Origin of the sequence: Streptomyces sp. NPDC048269, from assembly GCF_040652395.1 — a bacterium.
Taxonomy (GTDB): Bacteria; Actinomycetota; Actinomycetes; order Streptomycetales; family Streptomycetaceae; genus Streptomyces.
In genome coordinates, this window is sequence record NZ_JBEZLW010000005.1 from 94,411 (window position 1) to 110,952 (window position 16,542).

The 16,542-nt window shown below is 71.8% G+C and carries 12 protein-coding genes; 3 read left to right on the forward strand and 9 right to left on the reverse strand.

The genetic code is table 11. The features are described from left to right. The first annotated feature begins 12 nt into the window (after window positions 1–12). Window positions 13–909, forward strand: a complete 897-nt coding sequence (locus tag AB0D48_RS07585) for a LysR substrate-binding domain-containing protein (protein ID WP_362391866.1) — start codon at window positions 13–15, stop codon at window positions 907–909. Between the two features lie 194 nt (window positions 910–1,103). Further along, complete coding sequence (locus tag AB0D48_RS07590; protein ID WP_362392291.1) at window positions 1,104–2,933, forward strand: glycoside hydrolase family 3 N-terminal domain-containing protein; 1,830 nt, start codon at window positions 1,104–1,106, stop codon at window positions 2,931–2,933. A gap of 53 nt (window positions 2,934–2,986) precedes the next feature. Here AB0D48_RS07590 and AB0D48_RS07595 read toward each other — a convergent pair whose 3' ends face one another. The 4 genes from AB0D48_RS07595 to AB0D48_RS07610 all read right to left on the reverse strand — a co-directional run bounded on the left by AB0D48_RS07595 (window position 2,987) and on the right by AB0D48_RS07610 (window position 9,966). Further along, window positions 2,987–4,420: a S28 family serine protease gene (locus AB0D48_RS07595; protein WP_362391869.1), complete on the reverse strand. Its 1,434-nt coding sequence runs from the start codon at window positions 4,418–4,420 to the stop codon at window positions 2,987–2,989. An 84-nt stretch (window positions 4,421–4,504) separates the two neighbouring features. Continuing rightward, complete coding sequence (locus tag AB0D48_RS07600) at window positions 4,505–4,903, reverse strand: hypothetical protein (protein ID WP_362391871.1); 399 nt, start codon at window positions 4,901–4,903, stop codon at window positions 4,505–4,507. A gap of 289 nt (window positions 4,904–5,192) precedes the next feature. Then, entirely contained in the window at window positions 5,193–9,032 is a 3,840-nt protein-coding gene (locus tag AB0D48_RS07605) for an ABC transporter ATP-binding protein (RefSeq protein ID WP_362391873.1), read from the reverse strand. A 166-nt stretch (window positions 9,033–9,198) separates the two neighbouring features. After that, window positions 9,199–9,966, reverse strand: a complete 768-nt coding sequence (locus tag AB0D48_RS07610; protein WP_362391875.1) for a GntR family transcriptional regulator — start codon at window positions 9,964–9,966, stop codon at window positions 9,199–9,201. A 150-nt stretch (window positions 9,967–10,116) separates the two neighbouring features. Here AB0D48_RS07610 and AB0D48_RS07615 point away from each other — a divergent pair, with 150 nt between their 5' ends. After that, a complete protein-coding gene (locus tag AB0D48_RS07615) occupies window positions 10,117–10,530 on the forward strand; it encodes an ATP-binding protein (protein WP_362391877.1) in 414 nt (137 codons plus the stop codon). On the opposite strand, the gene AB0D48_RS07620 is transcribed toward AB0D48_RS07615, so the two are convergent. The 5 genes from AB0D48_RS07620 to speB form a co-directional block, all read right to left on the reverse strand. Further along, the gene (locus AB0D48_RS07620) at window positions 10,520–11,122 is read right to left on the reverse strand and encodes a hypothetical protein (RefSeq protein ID WP_362391879.1); all 603 of its coding nucleotides are present in this window, start codon (window positions 11,120–11,122) and stop codon (window positions 10,520–10,522) included. The genes AB0D48_RS07615 and AB0D48_RS07620 overlap by 11 nt on opposite strands. Window positions 11,123–11,168: 46 nt before the next feature. Further along, a complete protein-coding gene (locus AB0D48_RS07625) occupies window positions 11,169–13,322 on the reverse strand; it encodes a hypothetical protein (protein ID WP_362391881.1) in 2,154 nt (717 codons plus the stop codon). A gap of 8 nt (window positions 13,323–13,330) precedes the next feature. After that, window positions 13,331–13,765: a hypothetical protein gene (locus tag AB0D48_RS07630; protein WP_362391883.1), complete on the reverse strand. Its 435-nt coding sequence runs from the start codon at window positions 13,763–13,765 to the stop codon at window positions 13,331–13,333. Window positions 13,766–13,830: 65 nt separating this feature from the next. After that, window positions 13,831–15,516 carry a thiamine pyrophosphate-binding protein gene (locus tag AB0D48_RS07635; RefSeq protein WP_362391885.1) on the reverse strand — a complete coding sequence of 562 codons (1,686 nt, stop codon included), beginning with the start codon at window positions 15,514–15,516 and terminating at the stop codon, window positions 13,831–13,833. 6 nt (window positions 15,517–15,522) lie between these two features. Further along, entirely contained in the window at window positions 15,523–16,497 is a 975-nt protein-coding gene (gene speB / locus AB0D48_RS07640) for an agmatinase (RefSeq protein WP_215141255.1), read from the reverse strand. Between the last annotated feature and the right edge of the window lie 45 nt (window positions 16,498–16,542).

The following is a 16,542-nucleotide window of genomic DNA, read 5'->3' on the forward strand; positions in this document are numbered from 1 at the left end:
ACGATGGGGCGCATGCTCGACCTCTCCCGGCTGCGCGCCCTGCACGCCGTCTCCGTCCACGGCTCGGTCGCAGGCGCCGCGGCCGCCCTCGGCTACACCCCCTCCGCGGTCTCGCAGCAGATCGCCAAACTGGAGCGGGAGACCCGCACCACCCTGCTGGAGCGGCGCGGGCGCGGGGTCGCGCTCACCGAGGAGGCCCGCCATCTGGCCGACACGGCCCAGGAGTTGCTGGCGATCGTGGAGCGCGCCGAGACCACCCTGGAGGAGCGGCGCGGGCAGCCGAGCGGGCTGCTGACGGTCGCCGCGTTCGCCTCCGCGGCGCGCGGGCTGCTGCCGGGGGTGCTGGCCGATCTGGCCCGCCGTCATCCGGCGCTCGACGTCCGCCTCACCGAGGTGGACCCGCACCTGTCGGTGGACCTGGTGGCCCGCGGCGTCACCGACCTGGCGGTGGCCCACGACTGGGACATCGCGCCGCTGCCGTCCCCCGAGGGGGTCGAGCAGGCGGTGATCGGGGACGACCTCTGCGACCTGGTCGTGCCGAGCGGGCATCCGTTCACCGAGCGCTCCGTCGTCCGCCGCCGCGACCTCGGCGGCCAGCGCTGGGTGTGCCAGCCGCCGGGACGGGTCTGCCACGACTGGCTCATGCGGACCCTGCGCACGGCCGGTTTCGAGCCCGACATCGCGCACGTGGCGGAGGAGAACCACACCATCGTCGCCCTGGTCGCGGCCGGGCTCGGGGTGGCGGTGGTGCCCCGGCTGGGCACCGGCGCGCTGCCGCCGGGCGCGGTGGCCGTGCCGCTGGAGCCCGGCCCCGTCCGCCGGTTGTACGCGCTGTGGCGGACCGGGGCCGCCCGCCGGCCGGCGATCACCGAGGCCGTACGGACCTTGCAGGAGCACTGGACCTCGTAGACGGTGTCCTGCCGATCAGGGCCGGGCTCGCGCCGTCCGGCACCGCGCCCCGACCCGGCCGACCGGCAAGGCACCCCCGGCAAGTCATCCGGGGGACCTCCCGAGTGTCCGGGCCTCACGGGGCGCGGCCCGGCAGTAGGGTCCGGCGCGTGCCGTACCACGCCTCCCGCCGGACCCTGCTCGCCGCGGCCGCCATGGCCGCCGTCACGGCCGCCGGGGCCTCCTCCGCCCCGGCCGGCGCCGCGGGCGTCCGCCGCGCCCCCGGCCCGCTGCCGCCCGGCGGCCTGTCCGATACGCCGCTGGGCCGCCTCGTGGAGCGGATGAGCCTCGCCGAGAAGGTCGGTCAGCTCTTCGTCTCCCGGGTGTACGGGCATGCGGCGGCCGACCCGGACCCGGCGGACGCCGAGAAGAACCACGAGCTCTTCGGCGTGCGCACCGCCGCGGAGGTGGTCTCCCGCTACCACCTCGGCGGGGTCATCTACTTCGCCTGGGCGCACAACACCCGTACTCCGCACCAGATCGCCACGCTGTCGGCCGGGCTCCAGCAGGCCGCCCTCACGACCGGCCCCGGGATTCCGCTGCTGCTCTCCACCGACCAGGAGCACGGCATCATCGCCCGCATCGGCAAGCCCGCGACGCTGTTCCCGGGGGCGATGGCGCTCGGCGCGCAGCACCGGGCGACCGGTTCCGCCGCCGACGCCCGCCGGGCCGCGCGCATCGCGGGGGCCGAGCTGGCGGCCATGGGCATCCGGCAGGACTACGCGCCGGTGGCCGACGTGAACGTGAACCCGGCGAATCCGGTGATCGGCGTACGGTCCTTCGGCTCCGACCCGGGCGCGGTGGCGGAGCTGGTCGCCGCCCAGGTCCGCGGCTACCAGCGGGCCGGGGTCGCGGCCACCGCCAAGCATTTCCCGGGCCACGGTGACACCGAGACCGACAGCCATGTCGGGCTGCCGGTGATGCGGCACACCCGCGCCGTCTGGGAGGAGCTGGACGAGCCGCCGTTCCGGGCCGCGGTGGAGGCGGGCGTGGACGCGGTCATGACCGCGCACATCGTCTTCCCCGCCCTCGATCCGTCGGGGGACCCGGCGACCCTTTCCCGGCCGATCGTGACGGGGATCCTGCGCGAACGCCTGGGCTTTCGGAGGGTGGTGGTCACGGACGCGCTCGACATGGCCGGGGTCCGCCAGAAGTACGGGGACGATCGGGTGCCGGTGCTGGCACTGAAGGCGGGCTGCGACCAGCTGCTGAACCCGCCGGACCTGGGGCTCGCTTACCGCAGCGTGCTGGCGGCCGTGGAGTCGGGCGAGCTGACGGAGGAGCGGATCGACGAGTCGGTGCTGCGGATCCTGGAGCTGAAGGCGCGCCGGGGCGTGTTCGACGAGTCGGGCACCCCGGCGGAGGACGTCGGCACCTCGGACGGAGAGGCGGGCATCCCGGCGGGGGACGTGGGCACCTCGGACGACCAGGTCGACTCCGTCGTCGGCGTCCCGGAGCACCTGGCGGCGGCCGACGAGATCGCGGCCGGCACGACGACCCTGCTGGCCAATCCTGCCGGGCTGCTGCCACTGGACGCTTCGGCCGGACCCCGGCTGCTGGTCACCGGGTCGGACCCGGCCTCCCCCAGCGGCACCACCGGGCCCCCTACCGCCGTCCTCGCCCAGGAACTGACCGCGCTGGGCTGCCGGGCCACGGCCCTGCCGCCCGCCCGCGCGGCGGCCGCGGCCCCCGGGCACACGGCGGTGGTGGTCTGCACGTACAACGTCCCCGAGGGGGACGATCCGCAGCGCACCCTGGTGTCGGGCCTGCTGGCCACCGGTGTGCCGGTGATCGCGGTGGCGATCCGCAACCCGTACGACTCGGCGCGGCTGCCGGCCTGCGCGGCGGAGGTGGCGACGTACTCCTGGACGGACGTGGAGATGCGGGCGGCGGCCCGGGTGCTCACCGGGGCGGTACGGCCCGCCGGCCGCCTCCCGGTGCCGGTCCCGGGCCGCTACCCGCTGGGCCACGGACTGACGTACTAGACGTACTGGACGTACTGGATTTACTGGGTGTCAGCCCGTGGCCCGGCAGAGCGTTACGGCCGCAGCTGCGGCTCGCGCTCCAGGTCGCGCTGGTCGAGTTGCGCGTCCGGCGCCGCCAGCGGCGCCGCCATCCGCGCGTCGGCGAGCGTGGCGGCCGGGGCCACCCCGGCCCACTGGAGGATCTTCGCGGTCGCGAGGGTCCTCTCCTCGTCCAGGAGCTTGGCGACGTTGGCGCCGTGGTTGGCACCCGGCGCGATCATCACGTAGCTGTCGCGCACCCCGTAGCCGAGGTGGAACGGCTCGGCGCCCCACGGGTCGTTCTGCCCGTACACGAACAGCATCTGGTCGGCGTTCTTGCGGACCCAGTTGTCCACGTCCCGCATGGCCGCCGGCTGGAAGGTCATGGGGATGTCGCGGGGTACGAAGTTGCGCGGCGGCTGGTAGCCGTAGCGGCTCAGGCCGGCCAGGTGCGGCTGCTTGATGTCCGGGGAGCCGAGCTGCGTGCCCGCCTGGTAGTAGTACGGCGTGTACGTCTCCAGGCCCTGGTCGGTGTAGGCGGAGAAGCCGGAGATCGCGTCGACCGTGTCCCAGACCTCCTGGTCGCTCGCGGTCGCGGCGGCCGGGATGGTGGCGCAGTCGGAGAGCAGGCTGTACTGCCAGAAGGCCCACACGTAGTCGAGCACGACGGCCTCGTAGGCCTTGTCGAGGGAGCCGGCGGTGGTGAAGGTCCAGCCGTTCTCGGCGGCGGCGGCCGCGTACTTGGCCTCCAGCGGCTCGCGGCGCACGAGCGCCTCGCGCTGCACCGCGTTCAGCTTGTCGCGGCACTCCTTGGTGCCGACCTTGGCGAAGAAGCGGTCGTAGGCCGAGTCCTCGCTGTTGACGACGTCGTTGGGCGCGACGTACGCGACGACGCCGTCCATGTCGCGCGGGTAGAAGCGCTCGTAGTACGTCGCCGTCATACCGCCCTTGCTGCCGCCCGTGGCCAGCCAGTTCTTGGTGTAGGTCTTCTTCAGGGCGGTGAAGATGCGGTGCTGGTCGCTGGCGGCCTGCCAGATGTCGAGGTTCGCCCAGTTGGCCGGGTCGGGCCGGGAGGGGGTGAAGAATCGATACTCCAGCGACACCTGGTTGCCGTCGACGATGGTCGTCGGCTCACTGCGGCGCGGGTTGGGATTGACGTTGTAGCCGGACGTGAAGAACACCGTCGGCCGCGACACGTCCTTGTGCAGCAGGGTCAGGCGCTGCTTGAAGGTGCCCTTCCACGGCTGCCGGTGGTCGACCGGCTGCTCGTAGTTCAGTACGAAGAAGCGGTAGCCGGGGTACGGCTTCTCCTCGATCAGGCTCATCCCCGGAATGCCGAGGATCTGGTCCTTGATGTCCGTCGCGGCCGCCGGCCCCGCGGCGGTGGCCGCTTGTGCCGTGAAGCCGGCCGCGCCCATGGTGCCGATCAGCACCACGAGCGACAGCAGCCATCCGAGCGTCTTGCGCATTCACCCTCCCCTTGAGTTCACTTCGGTCGCCGTGAACCTAGCGGGGTGAACGCGCCGCTGAACAGACCTAGTTGGGCCGGTCACTCAGCACAGGATCCAGCCGGAATCGGCTGATCCGGCTCCCACGCTCCCCTTTACATACACACACCGGCCGATCGCACCCACGGTGACAGGCCCGGCATAACGGGTGAATCGTCCGATATCGCGGATCGGGGCCCCGCCGCGCGGCTGAATGCTCACCGCCATCTCCTGCCGCTCGCCTGGGACGCGGGCCACGGCCACCGCACACGCCTGGTGGTGGCTCTTGTACACGCGCACCTCGCCCGCCGCGATCGGCAGCGTCCTGGCGAGCCGGCCCGCACAGCCGCCGGGGGCGGCGGGCACACCCCGCCCGGCCACCTCGCTCCGGGCGGCCGGCGCCGCCTGCGCGGACGGCGCCGCGAACAGTCCGCCGACCGAGAGCCACGACGCCGTCGCGAACACCCCCAGGGGCGCGGCCCACCGGCCGCACCCCCTCCTCCACCCCTCCAACACCCTGTCCCCCGATCGGTCGTACGTACCATGTGCGTACGCACGTACGACGCCCAGCCCTCCCGGAAGGTTGCGGTCGGCAAGGATCCGGGACCCCCTACCTCGCACGAGTGCATCCCCACCGGGCAGCAGGAGCAGGCGAGTTCGGGACCCCACGGCCCATTACGCCAGGTGATCCATCAGCGTCTTTGCGTAGCGAACGGGCAACCTGCTGTTCGGCGGGCTCTGAGCACTTCGGCCGTCAGGCCGCGGCGCGTTCGTCCTCGCCCGCGAAGGTGCGCCACAGCTCGGCGTACCGGCCGCCGCGCGCCAGGAGTTCGGTGTGCGTGCCGTCCTCCACGACCCGGCCGCGGTCCATGACCACGACCCGGTCGGCGCGGGCGGCGGTGGTCAGCCGGTGCGCCACCACGAGGGTGGTCCGCTTGCCGGCGAGCCGGTCGGTGGCCTGGTTGACCTGGGCCTCGGTGGCCAGGTCCAGGGCGGCGGTGGCCTCGTCCAGGAGCAGCACGTCCGGGTCGACGAGTTCGGCCCGGGCCAGCGCGATCAGCTGGCGCTGCCCGGCGGAGAGGTTGCGTCCGCGTTCGGCGACGGTGTGCAGGTAACCGCCGTCGAGCGTGGCGACCATGTCGTGGGCGCCGACCGCGCGGGCGGCGGCCTCCACCTCGGCGTCGCTCGCCTCGGGCCGCCCGTAGGCGATGGCGTCGCGGACGGTCCCGGGGAAGAGGTAGGACTCCTGGGGGACGACACCGAGGCGGTGGCGGTACGCCGTCAGATCGAGATCCCGCAGATCGGCGCCGTCGGCGGTGATCCGGCCGGATGTCGGATCGTAGAACCGGGCCACCATCTTGACCAGCGTGGACTTGCCGGCTCCGGTCTCGCCGACGAATGCGACGGTCTGCCCTGCGGGTATCCGCAGGCTTATTCCGGCCAGAGCCTCGCCCTTCTCGCCCCGCTCCTCCGCCGTCCCGTACTGGAAGCGGACGTCCTCGAAGACGATCTCCCCGTGCAGCTCCGGGACCTCGCTGGGCCGCTCCGGGCGGGGGGTGGTGGTGGGCTCGCGCAGCAGCCCCTGGATCCGGCCGAGGGAGACGGTGGCCTGCTGGTAGCCGTCGAAGACCTGGGACAGCTGCTGGACCGGGGCGAAGAACAGGTCGATGTAGAGCAGGTACGCGACCAGCGCGCCGGTGGTGAGGGTCCCGGCCTCGACCCGGCCCGCGCCGACGATCAGCACGGCGGCCGCGGCGCCCGAGGACAGCAGCTGGACGAAGGGGAAGTAGACGGATATCAGCCACTGGCCGCGGACCCGGGCCTCGCGGTACGAGTCGCTGCGCTCCGCGAACCGGCGGGCGCCGGAGCCCTCGCGGCGGAAGGCCTGCACGATGCGCAGCCCGGCGACGGACTCCTGGAGGTCGGCGTTGACCACGCTGACCCGGTCGCGGGCCAGCTCGTACGCGGCGACCGACTTGCGGCGGAAGACGACCGTGCCGATCACGAGCACGGGGAGGGTGGCGAAGACGATCAGCGCGAGCTCGACGTCGAGGACGAGGAGGGCGATCAGGATCCCGAAGAAGGTGAAGACGGAGACGACGGCGGTGACGAGGCCGGTCTGCAGGAAGCTGGACAGGGAGTCCACGTCGGTGGTCATCCGGGTCATGATCTTGCCGGTCAGCTCGCGCTCGTAGTAGTCGAGCCCGAGGCGCTGGAGCTGGGCGAATATCTTGACGCGGAGCGCGTACAGCACGCGCTCGCCGGTGCGGCCCGTCATCCGGGTCTCGGCGAACTGCGCGGCCCACTGGGCGACCACGACGGCGAGGGCGAGGGCCGCGGCGGCCCACACCGCGCCGAGCGCGGCCTTCTCCACGCCCTGGTCGATGCCGTGCCGGATCAGGATCGGCAGGAGCAGGCCGGAGCCCGCGTCGACGGCGACGAGGCCGAGGCTGATGGCGAGCGGCGCCCAGAACCCGTGGAGCAGGCGGCGCAGGCCGTAGCTCTCCTCGGAGGCCGTGGCGCGGTCCTCGTCCACGTCGGGCTCGTCGTCGGCGGGCGGCAGGGCCGCCACCTGGGCGAGCAGTTCGGGGGTCGCGGGCATCCCGGCGACGGCCCCGGCCATGGAGTGCCCGGCTCCGGGCGCGCCGGTCCCGGCGGCCGGGGCGGGGGCGGCGTTGTCGGACTCGTCCTGGCGCCGCCAGAGCTCGGGGGTGATCCCGCCCGCGACACGGCGCTTGGCGTTGACGGGCTCGGAGTCGATCTCGGCTTCGAGCTCGATGTCACGCTCGATGTCCCGCTCGAACTCGGCCATCGCGGCAGCCGCGTCGGGGGTGCGCGGCGAGGCGGCGCCGAGCGCGTCGGGGTCGGTCAGCAGCCGCCGGTACAGGGGGGACCTGCGTTCCAGCTCCTCGTGCGTTCCGGTGTCGGCGAGCCGCCCGTGGTCGAGAACGGCGATCCGGTCGGCCAGCGCGAGCGTGGAGCGGCGGTGGGCGATCAGCAGGGTGGTCCGGCCCGCCATGACGCTGCGCAGGGCCTCGTGGATCTCGTGCTCGACTCGGGCGTCGACGGCGGAGGTCGCGTCGTCGAGGAGGAGCAGGCGGGGGTCGGTGAGGATGGCCCTGGCGAGGGCGATGCGCTGGCGCTGGCCGCCCGAGAGGGTGAGCCCCTGCTCGCCGACCTTGGTCTCGTACCCGGCGGGCAGGGCCTCGATGAAGCCTTCGGCCTGGGCGGCGCGGGCGGCGGCGCGAATCTGCTCGTCGGTGGCCTCGGGGTGCCCGTAGGCGATGTTGGAGCGGATGGTGTCGGAGAAGAGGAAGGAGTCCTCGGGTACGAGCCCGATGGCTCCGCGCAGGGACGCGTACGTCAGCTCGCGCACGTCGTGCCCGCCGACGCGGACGGCGCCGTGGTCGGCATCGTAGAAGCGCGGCAGCAGGAGCGAGACGGTGGACTTCCCGCTGCCGGAGGACCCGACCAGGGCGACGGTCTCCCCCTCCGCGACGGTGAGCGAGAACCCGTCGAGGACGGGCCGCTGCGGGTCGTAGCCGAAGCGGACGTCGTCGAACTCGACGGTGGCGGGCGCGTCGGCGGGCAGCTCGTGCCCGCCTTCCTCGATCACGGGCTCGGTGTCGATGAGCTCGAAGACCCGCTCGACGCCGGCCCGGGCCTGCTGGCCGACGGTGAGCACCATGGCGAGCATGCGGACGGGGCCGACGAGCTGGGCGAGGTAGGTGGAGAAGGCGACGAAGGTGCCGAGGGTGACCTGTCCCCGGGTGGCCATCCAGCCCCCGAGGGCCAGCATGGCGACCTGCCCGAGGGCCGGGACGGCCTGGAGGGCGGGGGTGTAGCGGGAGTTGAGCCGGATGGTGCGCATCCGCCCGGCGAACAGCCGACGTCCGGCGGCGCGCAGCTTGGCGGTCTCCTGCTCCTCCTGCCCGAAGCCCTTGACGACGCGGACGCCGGTCACGGCGCCGTCGACGACAGTCGCGACGGCGGCGGCCTGGCCCTGGGCCCACCAGGTGGCGGGGAAGAGCTTCTTGCGGCTGCGCTTGGCGATGAACCAGAGGGCGGGGGCCATCAGCAGCGCGACGATGGTCAGCAACGGGGACAGCGACAGCATGATGCCCAGGGATATCCCGAACAGCAGGAAGTTCCCGATGGTCATCGGCAGCATGAAGAGCAGGCCCTGAATGAGCTGGAGGTCGCTGGTGGCCCGCCCCACCACCTGTCCGGTGGACAGCGCGTCCTGCCGCCGCCCGTCGAGGCGGGCGATGGTGTCGTACATGTCGGTGCGCAGGTCGTGCTGGACGTCGAGGGCAAGGCGCCCGCCGTAGTACCTGCGTATGTAGGTCAGCACGTACACGAGCAGGGCCGCGCCTATGAGCATCGCGGCCCAGGGCCCCATGGGCTTGGTCTTGTCCCCGATGACGTCGTCGATGATGACCTTGGTGACCAGCGGCACGAGCGCCATGACGGCCATGCCGCCCAGCGAGGAGCCGAGCGCGAGCAGCACGTTGGTCTTGTACCGCCAGGTGTAGGCGGTCAGCCTCCTGGCCCAGCCCTGTTTCTCCCCAGCCGCCGTCTCTGCCGCCGTCACGTGGTGCCTCCCCGTTCGCCTGTCCTACCGGAAGCCCCAACGCCCCGACCGGCGGATTTCATCCCACCGCCACAATCGCACTGGAGTACGCGCCGGGCACGGAGGCTGCATCCGATCAGGGGATCACCGACCGCTGGACCCCCACCGGAAGCCGGGTCGCGACGGCCTACCGGGGCGCGTCGAACTCGTACTCCAGGACGTACGCGGAGGCGTCGAGGACCATCTCGTTGACCTCGACCACCCGCCCGTCGGCGGCGAAGGCGGTACGGCACACCAGCACGACGGGGGTCCCGGCGGCCAGCCCGAGCCGCGCGGCCTCATCGGGACCCGGCATCCGCGACCGGACCTCCTCGCGGAACCGTGCGGGCCCGACGCCGAGCTCTGCGAGGCGGGCGTAGATGCCGCCGGGCCCGGTGTCGGGCTCGGTGATGGGCGTGCCGGCCACGAGAACGGCGTCGAGGTACGAGGTGGCGAGCATCACCGGCTTCCCGTCGAGCAGGAACCTGCGGCGCCGCACGCAGGCGGGCGCCCCGTCCGCCAGCCCGAGCACACCCGCGACGGCCTCGGACGCGGCTTCCTCGGCGACGCCGAGCAATTCGACCTGGGGATCGTGACCCTTGCCGTCCACGGCCCAGATGGACCCTCCTGCACCCCAGACCTCGACGGCCAGCCGCTGGATCCCACGCCGCCGGATACCGACCTTGAACTCCCTCACGAAGACCCCGGCGCCCTTGCGCGCCTCGGCCAGCCCCTCGGCCTGCAAGACGCCGAATGCCTGGCGGGCCGTCATCCGGGCGACGCCGTACGTGTTCATGAGGTCGCTCTCACCGGGCAGCCGGTCACCGGGCCCGTACTCGCCGGACGCAATGGCGTCCTTCAGTTCGGCGGCGATGCGCAGGTACTTGGGCTGCCGCGCTGTGGCGTCCTTCGACATACGGTCCTCCCGATCAACTCCAGACAGCCTAGGGGCGCAGGCGTCGCCTACCCGCTACCACACGCACGGGCGAACATATCTAGATACCTATTGGACCCCGATTCGGGCGCCCGGTTCACTCTCATTAGGTATCTAGATAGGTGAGGCTCCATGACAATGCCTTCTGCCGACGAGATCCTCTGGATCGTGCCTTGCGGCCCCCGCGCTCCGGAACGAGCACGCGCGCTCCTGCGTGGACAGCTCGCCGAGTGTGATGTCGGCGCAGACCCCGCCGAGACGGCCGAACTGCTGCTCTCGGAGCTGGTCACCAACGCCGTACGGCACTCCCGCGCACCCCACGGCCGGGACATCGGGGTCCGGCTCGCGCGGTACGACGGGCTGCTGCGGGTGGAGGTCGCCGACGCGGGGCCCGCGGTCAAGCTCGCGCCGCAGGTCGTGGCGGACCGGGACGAGCGGGGGCGCGGGCTCGCCATCGTGGCCGCCCTGGCCGCGCGCTGGGGCTGCTGCCCCCGGCGGCACGGCATCGGGAAGGCCGTCTGGGCCGAAGTAGCCGTCAGGGGGTAGGCAGCGGCTTCACCACGGGGGGCTTCTCCAGCGGCTTGTTCTCGCAGCCGAGGGCTTCGGTGACGCGGCGGGCCATGAGGTAGGTGAGGGTCATGCGCCGGTCTCTGGTCGCCTGGTCCACGTCCGGCCGGGACGGGCTGAACCTGTACGTGGTGTCCGCTGTGAGCCACACCTTCTGCGACTGCGCCCCGAGCTCACCGGGCAGGTCGCACGGGACGAGCAGCGTCGAGCTGCTGCTTCGCGCCACACCGCGCGCACCGTTCAATTCGTAGGACACGTCGTTGGGGAAAGAGGGCAGTTCGGAGGTCCGAAGAAACCACCCGGCCAGGAAGGTCACACCGGAGTCACCCTGCTCTCCACCCACGCTGTATCCGCATGCGTTCGTGTAGAACATGTCCCTCTTGGGCACCTTCGGCAGCGCGCGCTCCATCTTGTCCACCAAGACGCTCGTGCTGCCGTAGGCCTTCGTCGCGAAGTCCTCTTTCCCGAGGACCTCGCGCACGAGCGATTCCTCCTCCGAGGACGGGCTGATCCCGCAGAGGTCCGCGGACTTCGACGCGGAATCGTCCGAGGTGCACGATGCCAGGGTCACTACGCAGAGGAGCGCGAGCGCCGACCCTGCGAAAGCCTTCCGCACGTCAGGGCCGAAGGTGCGCACGGGCAGCCTCCCGTCCGCTCGTGTAGGCCACGCCCGCTGCGTTCTTAGCGTGTTCGGCCTCCGGGGCGCCGCCGTCCGACTGCCGCTGGTCCCTCCATGTGTCGAACAGCTTGTTGGTCCCGTCCTTGCCCGCCGAGTAGTTGTCGCTGGACTCCTTCTTGCTCAGTTCCTCGGCTGCGTCCTTGACACCCTCGACCCAGTCGTACTTGGCCGCGTCCATCAGCGAGCCACCGATCGTGCTCACCACCGGGATCTCGCCGATGAGCCCGTTCACGCTCGCGGCCGTGTACTCGGCCGTACCCTCGGCCCACTTGACCTTGTCGTCTTCCTTGTCCTTGTAGACGTCGGCCCCGATGCCGTTGAGGGCTCCGGATGCCGCTCCGATGTCGTGCGCACGGTTGTCCCAGTCGATACTGGCATCGTGCGGAGATCCGGCCTTGAACGGCACGGCAGTCGCGAGCTGTTCCGCCGAATAGGCCCGCTCCGCCTGGACCATCAGGCCGTAGGACGGACCGTCGTCCGCGATGCCGCGCATCACACGGATCAGACTGCCCTGTCCGACCGCGATCTGGGCCTTGTCACCCGAACCGTAGATGGAGTCGCTGCCCGCGTGACCGCCCAGATCGGTGTTCTTACCGCCGAGGATCTCGTGGGTGTCGGCCACGTAGTCCACCAGTGCCCTCGCCATCGGCTCGCGCAGGCCCTCCAGGTCCTCCTTGAACTCGTCGCCCTTCATGCCGTCGTCGAGCAGCTGGATCGCCTCGTGCATCACCCGCGCCTGGCCCTCGGTGTGCGGTCCGGGCGGGCCGAGCTTCTCGCCGTCCGTGTGGCCCGTGGCCGCCGCCTGGATGGCCGCGCCCAGGCCTTCCGCCTTGTTCGGGTTCTCGAGGTCCATGTTGCCGTAGCCGCCCGAGAGCCACTCGGTCGGCCATTCGCGGTCGGTGAGCATGTAGTCGAGGTGGTCGTTCTTGTTGCCGGGTGCGGCGGGGTCGAGGAAGTACTCGGCCGAGGCCGGGTCCTTGGCCATGATGCCGAGGAGGCTGTCCAGCGGGTCGGGGACCAGGTTTGGGCGGGCCGCGTCGAAGGCGTGGTTGAAAACGTACGGCTTCGACTTCTCGGTCTCGATGATGCCGTTGCCGATGTCGTTGAGGAACTGCTTGCCGTAGCCGTCGCCGTTCCCCATGAGGGTCACGAGGGCCGTGTACCCGTGCATCGGCCGCGCGCCCTTGGCGAGGTTGTCGTCGCCCAGCTCCTTGAGCCCGTTGACGAACGGCTTGTAGGCGTAGCTGTCCGGGTCCTTGGTGCCCGAGGCGATCGTCCCCGCGAGGCCGGCGTTGATCGACTCGTAGAGCTTCTTGTCGGCCGCCGACGCCCCGCGGTCGTTGGACGCCAGGTTCATCTGGTCCGCGAGCAGCAGGGTGTCCTTTGCCCCCAGCGAGTTCAGGTACGCCTCGCTGAAGTGCTTGTCCCCGGAGTTCTGCTTCAGGACCTCGTTGTAGTGCCGCAGCTCCTCCGGGGAGGCCTTGCCGTCACGGATCTTCTGGGTGAGGGCCAGCGCCTCCACGGCCTCGACGTCGTTGACGGGCTTGGAGTTGAAGCCGAACATCGCCGTGCCGTCCGCACCTGACGCGTTCAGCAGGGCGACCTTGACGTCCTCGTCGAACTCCGTGACCGCCTTGACCGTGTCCGCGATCTTCTGCGTCCAGGACCGCTCGATCTCCGGGAGGTCGGGGTCGTGGCGGATCGCGTTGGCGGTGCCCGGGTCGGCCTTGGAGAAGTCGTAGCTCGCGATGCCGGCGTCCGAGACCTTCATTCCGGCGGTCTTGGCATCCGCTACGGCCGAGACCACCCGGCCCTTGAGGTCGGTGAACCGGGTGTGCGCGTCACGGAGCAGGGACTCCATGGCCAGGGCCTCCTTCTGCGCCGCCGCGAACTCCTGGCGGGTCATGGAGGAGTTGGTGGCGGCGGTGGTGGCGCTGGAGCCCAGCCAGCCGTTGCCTGCGGAGACGCTCTGGACCTCGTCCTTGTAGACGTCCTCCATGGTCTTGAACTGCGTCGCCATGGCCTTCCAGCCGTCGGCGGCCGTGGTGAGCGCGGAGAGGTCCGTATGCATGATCTCGGAGTAGTTCGGCACGTTTCCCCCTACAGTCCCGTGACCTTGGACTGCACCGGCTGGAAGCTCCGGCCCGTCAGCTGGTCGTTTCCGGTGAACAGGTTCGACGCGCCGCGAAGGGCCGTCTTCTCCGAGTTGAGGCGTCCCATCAGGCGCTTCACCTGGTCGTCCCAGTGCGTGTGCGCCTTCGTCAGGCCTGCCGCCGTCGCCCAGCCGCTGAAGGCCTTGACCGCGTTCGTGGTCGGTTCGTCGGCCGCGTCCGCCGCCTTCGTCGTGCCGGGCTGCAGGACGTTCTCGATGGTGTTGGCCGCCTTCTTCTTCTCGGGCGGGGCCGTGGCCAGCACCCCGTACCCAGCGGGCGCCGAGCCGCCTTGATCGGCGGGGACCTGGTTCAGTCTCATCTGCGGCGACGGGGCCTCGGTCGTCGCCTGCTTGTGCCCGGCCCACTCCTGCTCGAACGACACTGCTCCCCCTCGGACACCGTCCCGGACCTGATCGTCGCCACCCTAGCGAGCCGCGGGCGTGCCCCCTAAACGTGGGTGGGGGCGAACATCTTGAGGGTGGTGGGGAGGACCAGGACCGAGGGGCCCGGTGTGTCCAGGGACTTCTTCAGGTCGCCCTTCAGGGCATCCGGGGTCGTCGTGGCGGCCGGGACGCCGAAGGATTCCGCGAGGGCCACGAAATCGGGACGGGCCAGCTCCGTTGCCGTCGTGCGGCCGTCGAAGGAGTCGGTCATGTACTCGCGCAGGATGCCGTAGCCGCCGTCGTCCACGATCAGCCAGGTGACGTCCAGGTGGTGCTGCTTCGCCGTGGCCAGGTCCGCGATCGAGTACATCGCGCCGCCGTCGCCCGAGACGGCCAGGACCGGGGTGCCCGGCTCCGCGACGGCCGCACCGAGGGCCGCCGGGAACGCGTAGCCCAGGCCGCCCGCGCCCTGGGCGGAGTGCATGGTGTTGGGGTGCTTCGCGTCGAAGGCCGACCACGCCCAGTAGGACAGGATCGTCATGTCCCAGAAGGACGGGGAGCGGGGAGGCAGGGCGGCGCGGATGGAGGTCAGGAGTTCCTGTTCCCGGGCGACGTCCTGACCGGACAGCCGGTCCGCGACGGCCGACAGGACCATGCGCACGCGGTCCGGGGCGTACGGGTCCTCGCGCTCGGCCACCGTCTCCAGCAGGGCCTGGAGCCCCAGGCGGGCGTCGGCGTGGATGCCCAGGCCCGCGTGGTTGGACTCCAGCTTGCCGAGGTCCGCCTCGATCTGGATGACCCGGCCCTCGGGGAAGAACGTGTGGTAGTTCGAGGACAGTTCGCCGAGGCCGGAGCCGACGACGAGGAGGACGTCCGCGTCCTCCAGGAAGTCGGTCATGTGGCGGTCCTCCAGCCAGGACTGGAGGGACAGCGGGTGCGTCCAGGGGAAGGCGCCCTTGCCGCCGAAGGTGGTGACCACCGGCGCGTGGAGGCGTTCCGCCAGCTGCCTGAGCTTGCCCGCCGCGTCGGCGCGGATCACGCCGCCGCCCGCGATGATCACCGGGCGGGCGGCCCGCGACAGCCAGTGTGCCGCCAGCGCCGTCAGCTCCGGGCGCGGGGCGAGCTCGTGCGGGGTCGCGTCCATGCCCGTGACCTGCGGGATCAGGGTTTCCGACCGGAGGACGTCCTCGGGGATCTCGACCCAGACCGGGCCGTGCGGGGCGGTGAGGGCCGACTCCCAGGCCGCGGCGACCACCGACGGGATCTGGGAAGGGGTGCGGGCCACGTGGACCGACTTCACCACGTCCCGGAAGGAGGCGGACTGGTCGCGCAGTTCGTGCAGGTGTCCCCGCCTGCCGCCGCCCAGGCCCACCACGGGCACCTGGGAGGAGATGGCGAGGACCGGCGCGGACGCGGCCGCCGCCTCCGCCAGCGCCGGCAGCGCCATCAGCGCCCCCGGCCCCGTCGACAGCAGCAGCGGCACGGCCTCGCCCGTGATCCGGCCGTACGCGTCGGCGGCGAAGCCCGCGTTGTTCTCCGTGCGGAGGGTGATGAGGCGGAGGTCCGAGCGGCCGACGGCGTCGAAGACGGCCAGCGCGTGCTGCCCGGGCAGCCCGAAGACGGTGGTCGCGCCGAGTGAGCGCAGCGTTTCCACGACCAGGTCCCCGCCCGTCCGCCCCGGCGGCGGTGCCAGTGCGGCGGCCGTCTGGGCCTCGGTGGGACGGAGTACCAGGTCGTGGTCGTGCGTCACGTGCGCTTACTCGCCCTTCGGGTTCGCCTTCGCCGCCGCGATCTGACGGCTCATGATCGTGGTGAGCTCGTACGCGGTGTGCGAGGCCGCGACCGAGGTGATCTCCGCGTGATCGTACGCCGGGGCGACCTCGACGACGTCGGCGGAAACGAGGTTGCAGGAGGACAGACCGCGGATGATCTCCAGCAGCTCGCGGGAGGTCATGCCGCCCGCCTCGGGGGTGCCGGTGCCGGGCGCGTGCGCCGGGTCCAGCACGTCGATGTCGATGGAGATGTACAGGGGACGGTCGCCGATGCGCTGGCGCAGCTGGTCGGCGACCTCGTCGGCGCCGCGGCGGTAGACGTCGGCGGAGGTCACGATGCCGAAGCCCATCTTGGCGTCGTCGTCCAGGTCCTGCTTGCCGTACAGCGGGCCGCGCGTGCCGACGTGGGACAGCGCCTCGGTGTCGAGGATGCCCTCCTCGACTGCGCGGCGGAACGGGGTGCCGTGGGTGTACTCGGCTCCGAAGTAGGTGTCCCAGGTGTCGAGGTGCGCGTCGAAGTGGAGCAGCGCGACCGGGCCGTGCTTCTTGGCGACGGAACGGAGCAGCGGGAGGGCGATGGTGTGGTCGCCGCCGAGGGTCATCAGGCGGGAGCCGGCGCCGAGCAGCTCGTCGGCCGCGGCCTCGACCGTCTCGACGGCCTCGTTGATGTTGAAGGGGTTCACGGCGATGTCGCCGGCGTCCGCGACCTGCGCGAGGGCGAACGGGGAGGCGTCCTGGGCCGGGTTGTACGGGCGCAGCAGGCGCGAGGCCTCGCGGATCGCGTTGCCGCCGAAGCGGGCGCCGGGGCGGTAGGAGACGCCGGAGTCGAAGGGCACGCCGACGACGGCGACGTCGGCGGAGCCGACCTCGTCGAGGCGCGGCAGCCGAGCGAAGGTCGCCGGGCCCGCATAGCGCGGGATGCGGGAGGAGTCGACGGGGCCGCGCGGCTGCGTGCTCATGGGGGGTGCCCTTCTGGAGGTCCTACAAGTCCGGTCCTTCGAGCG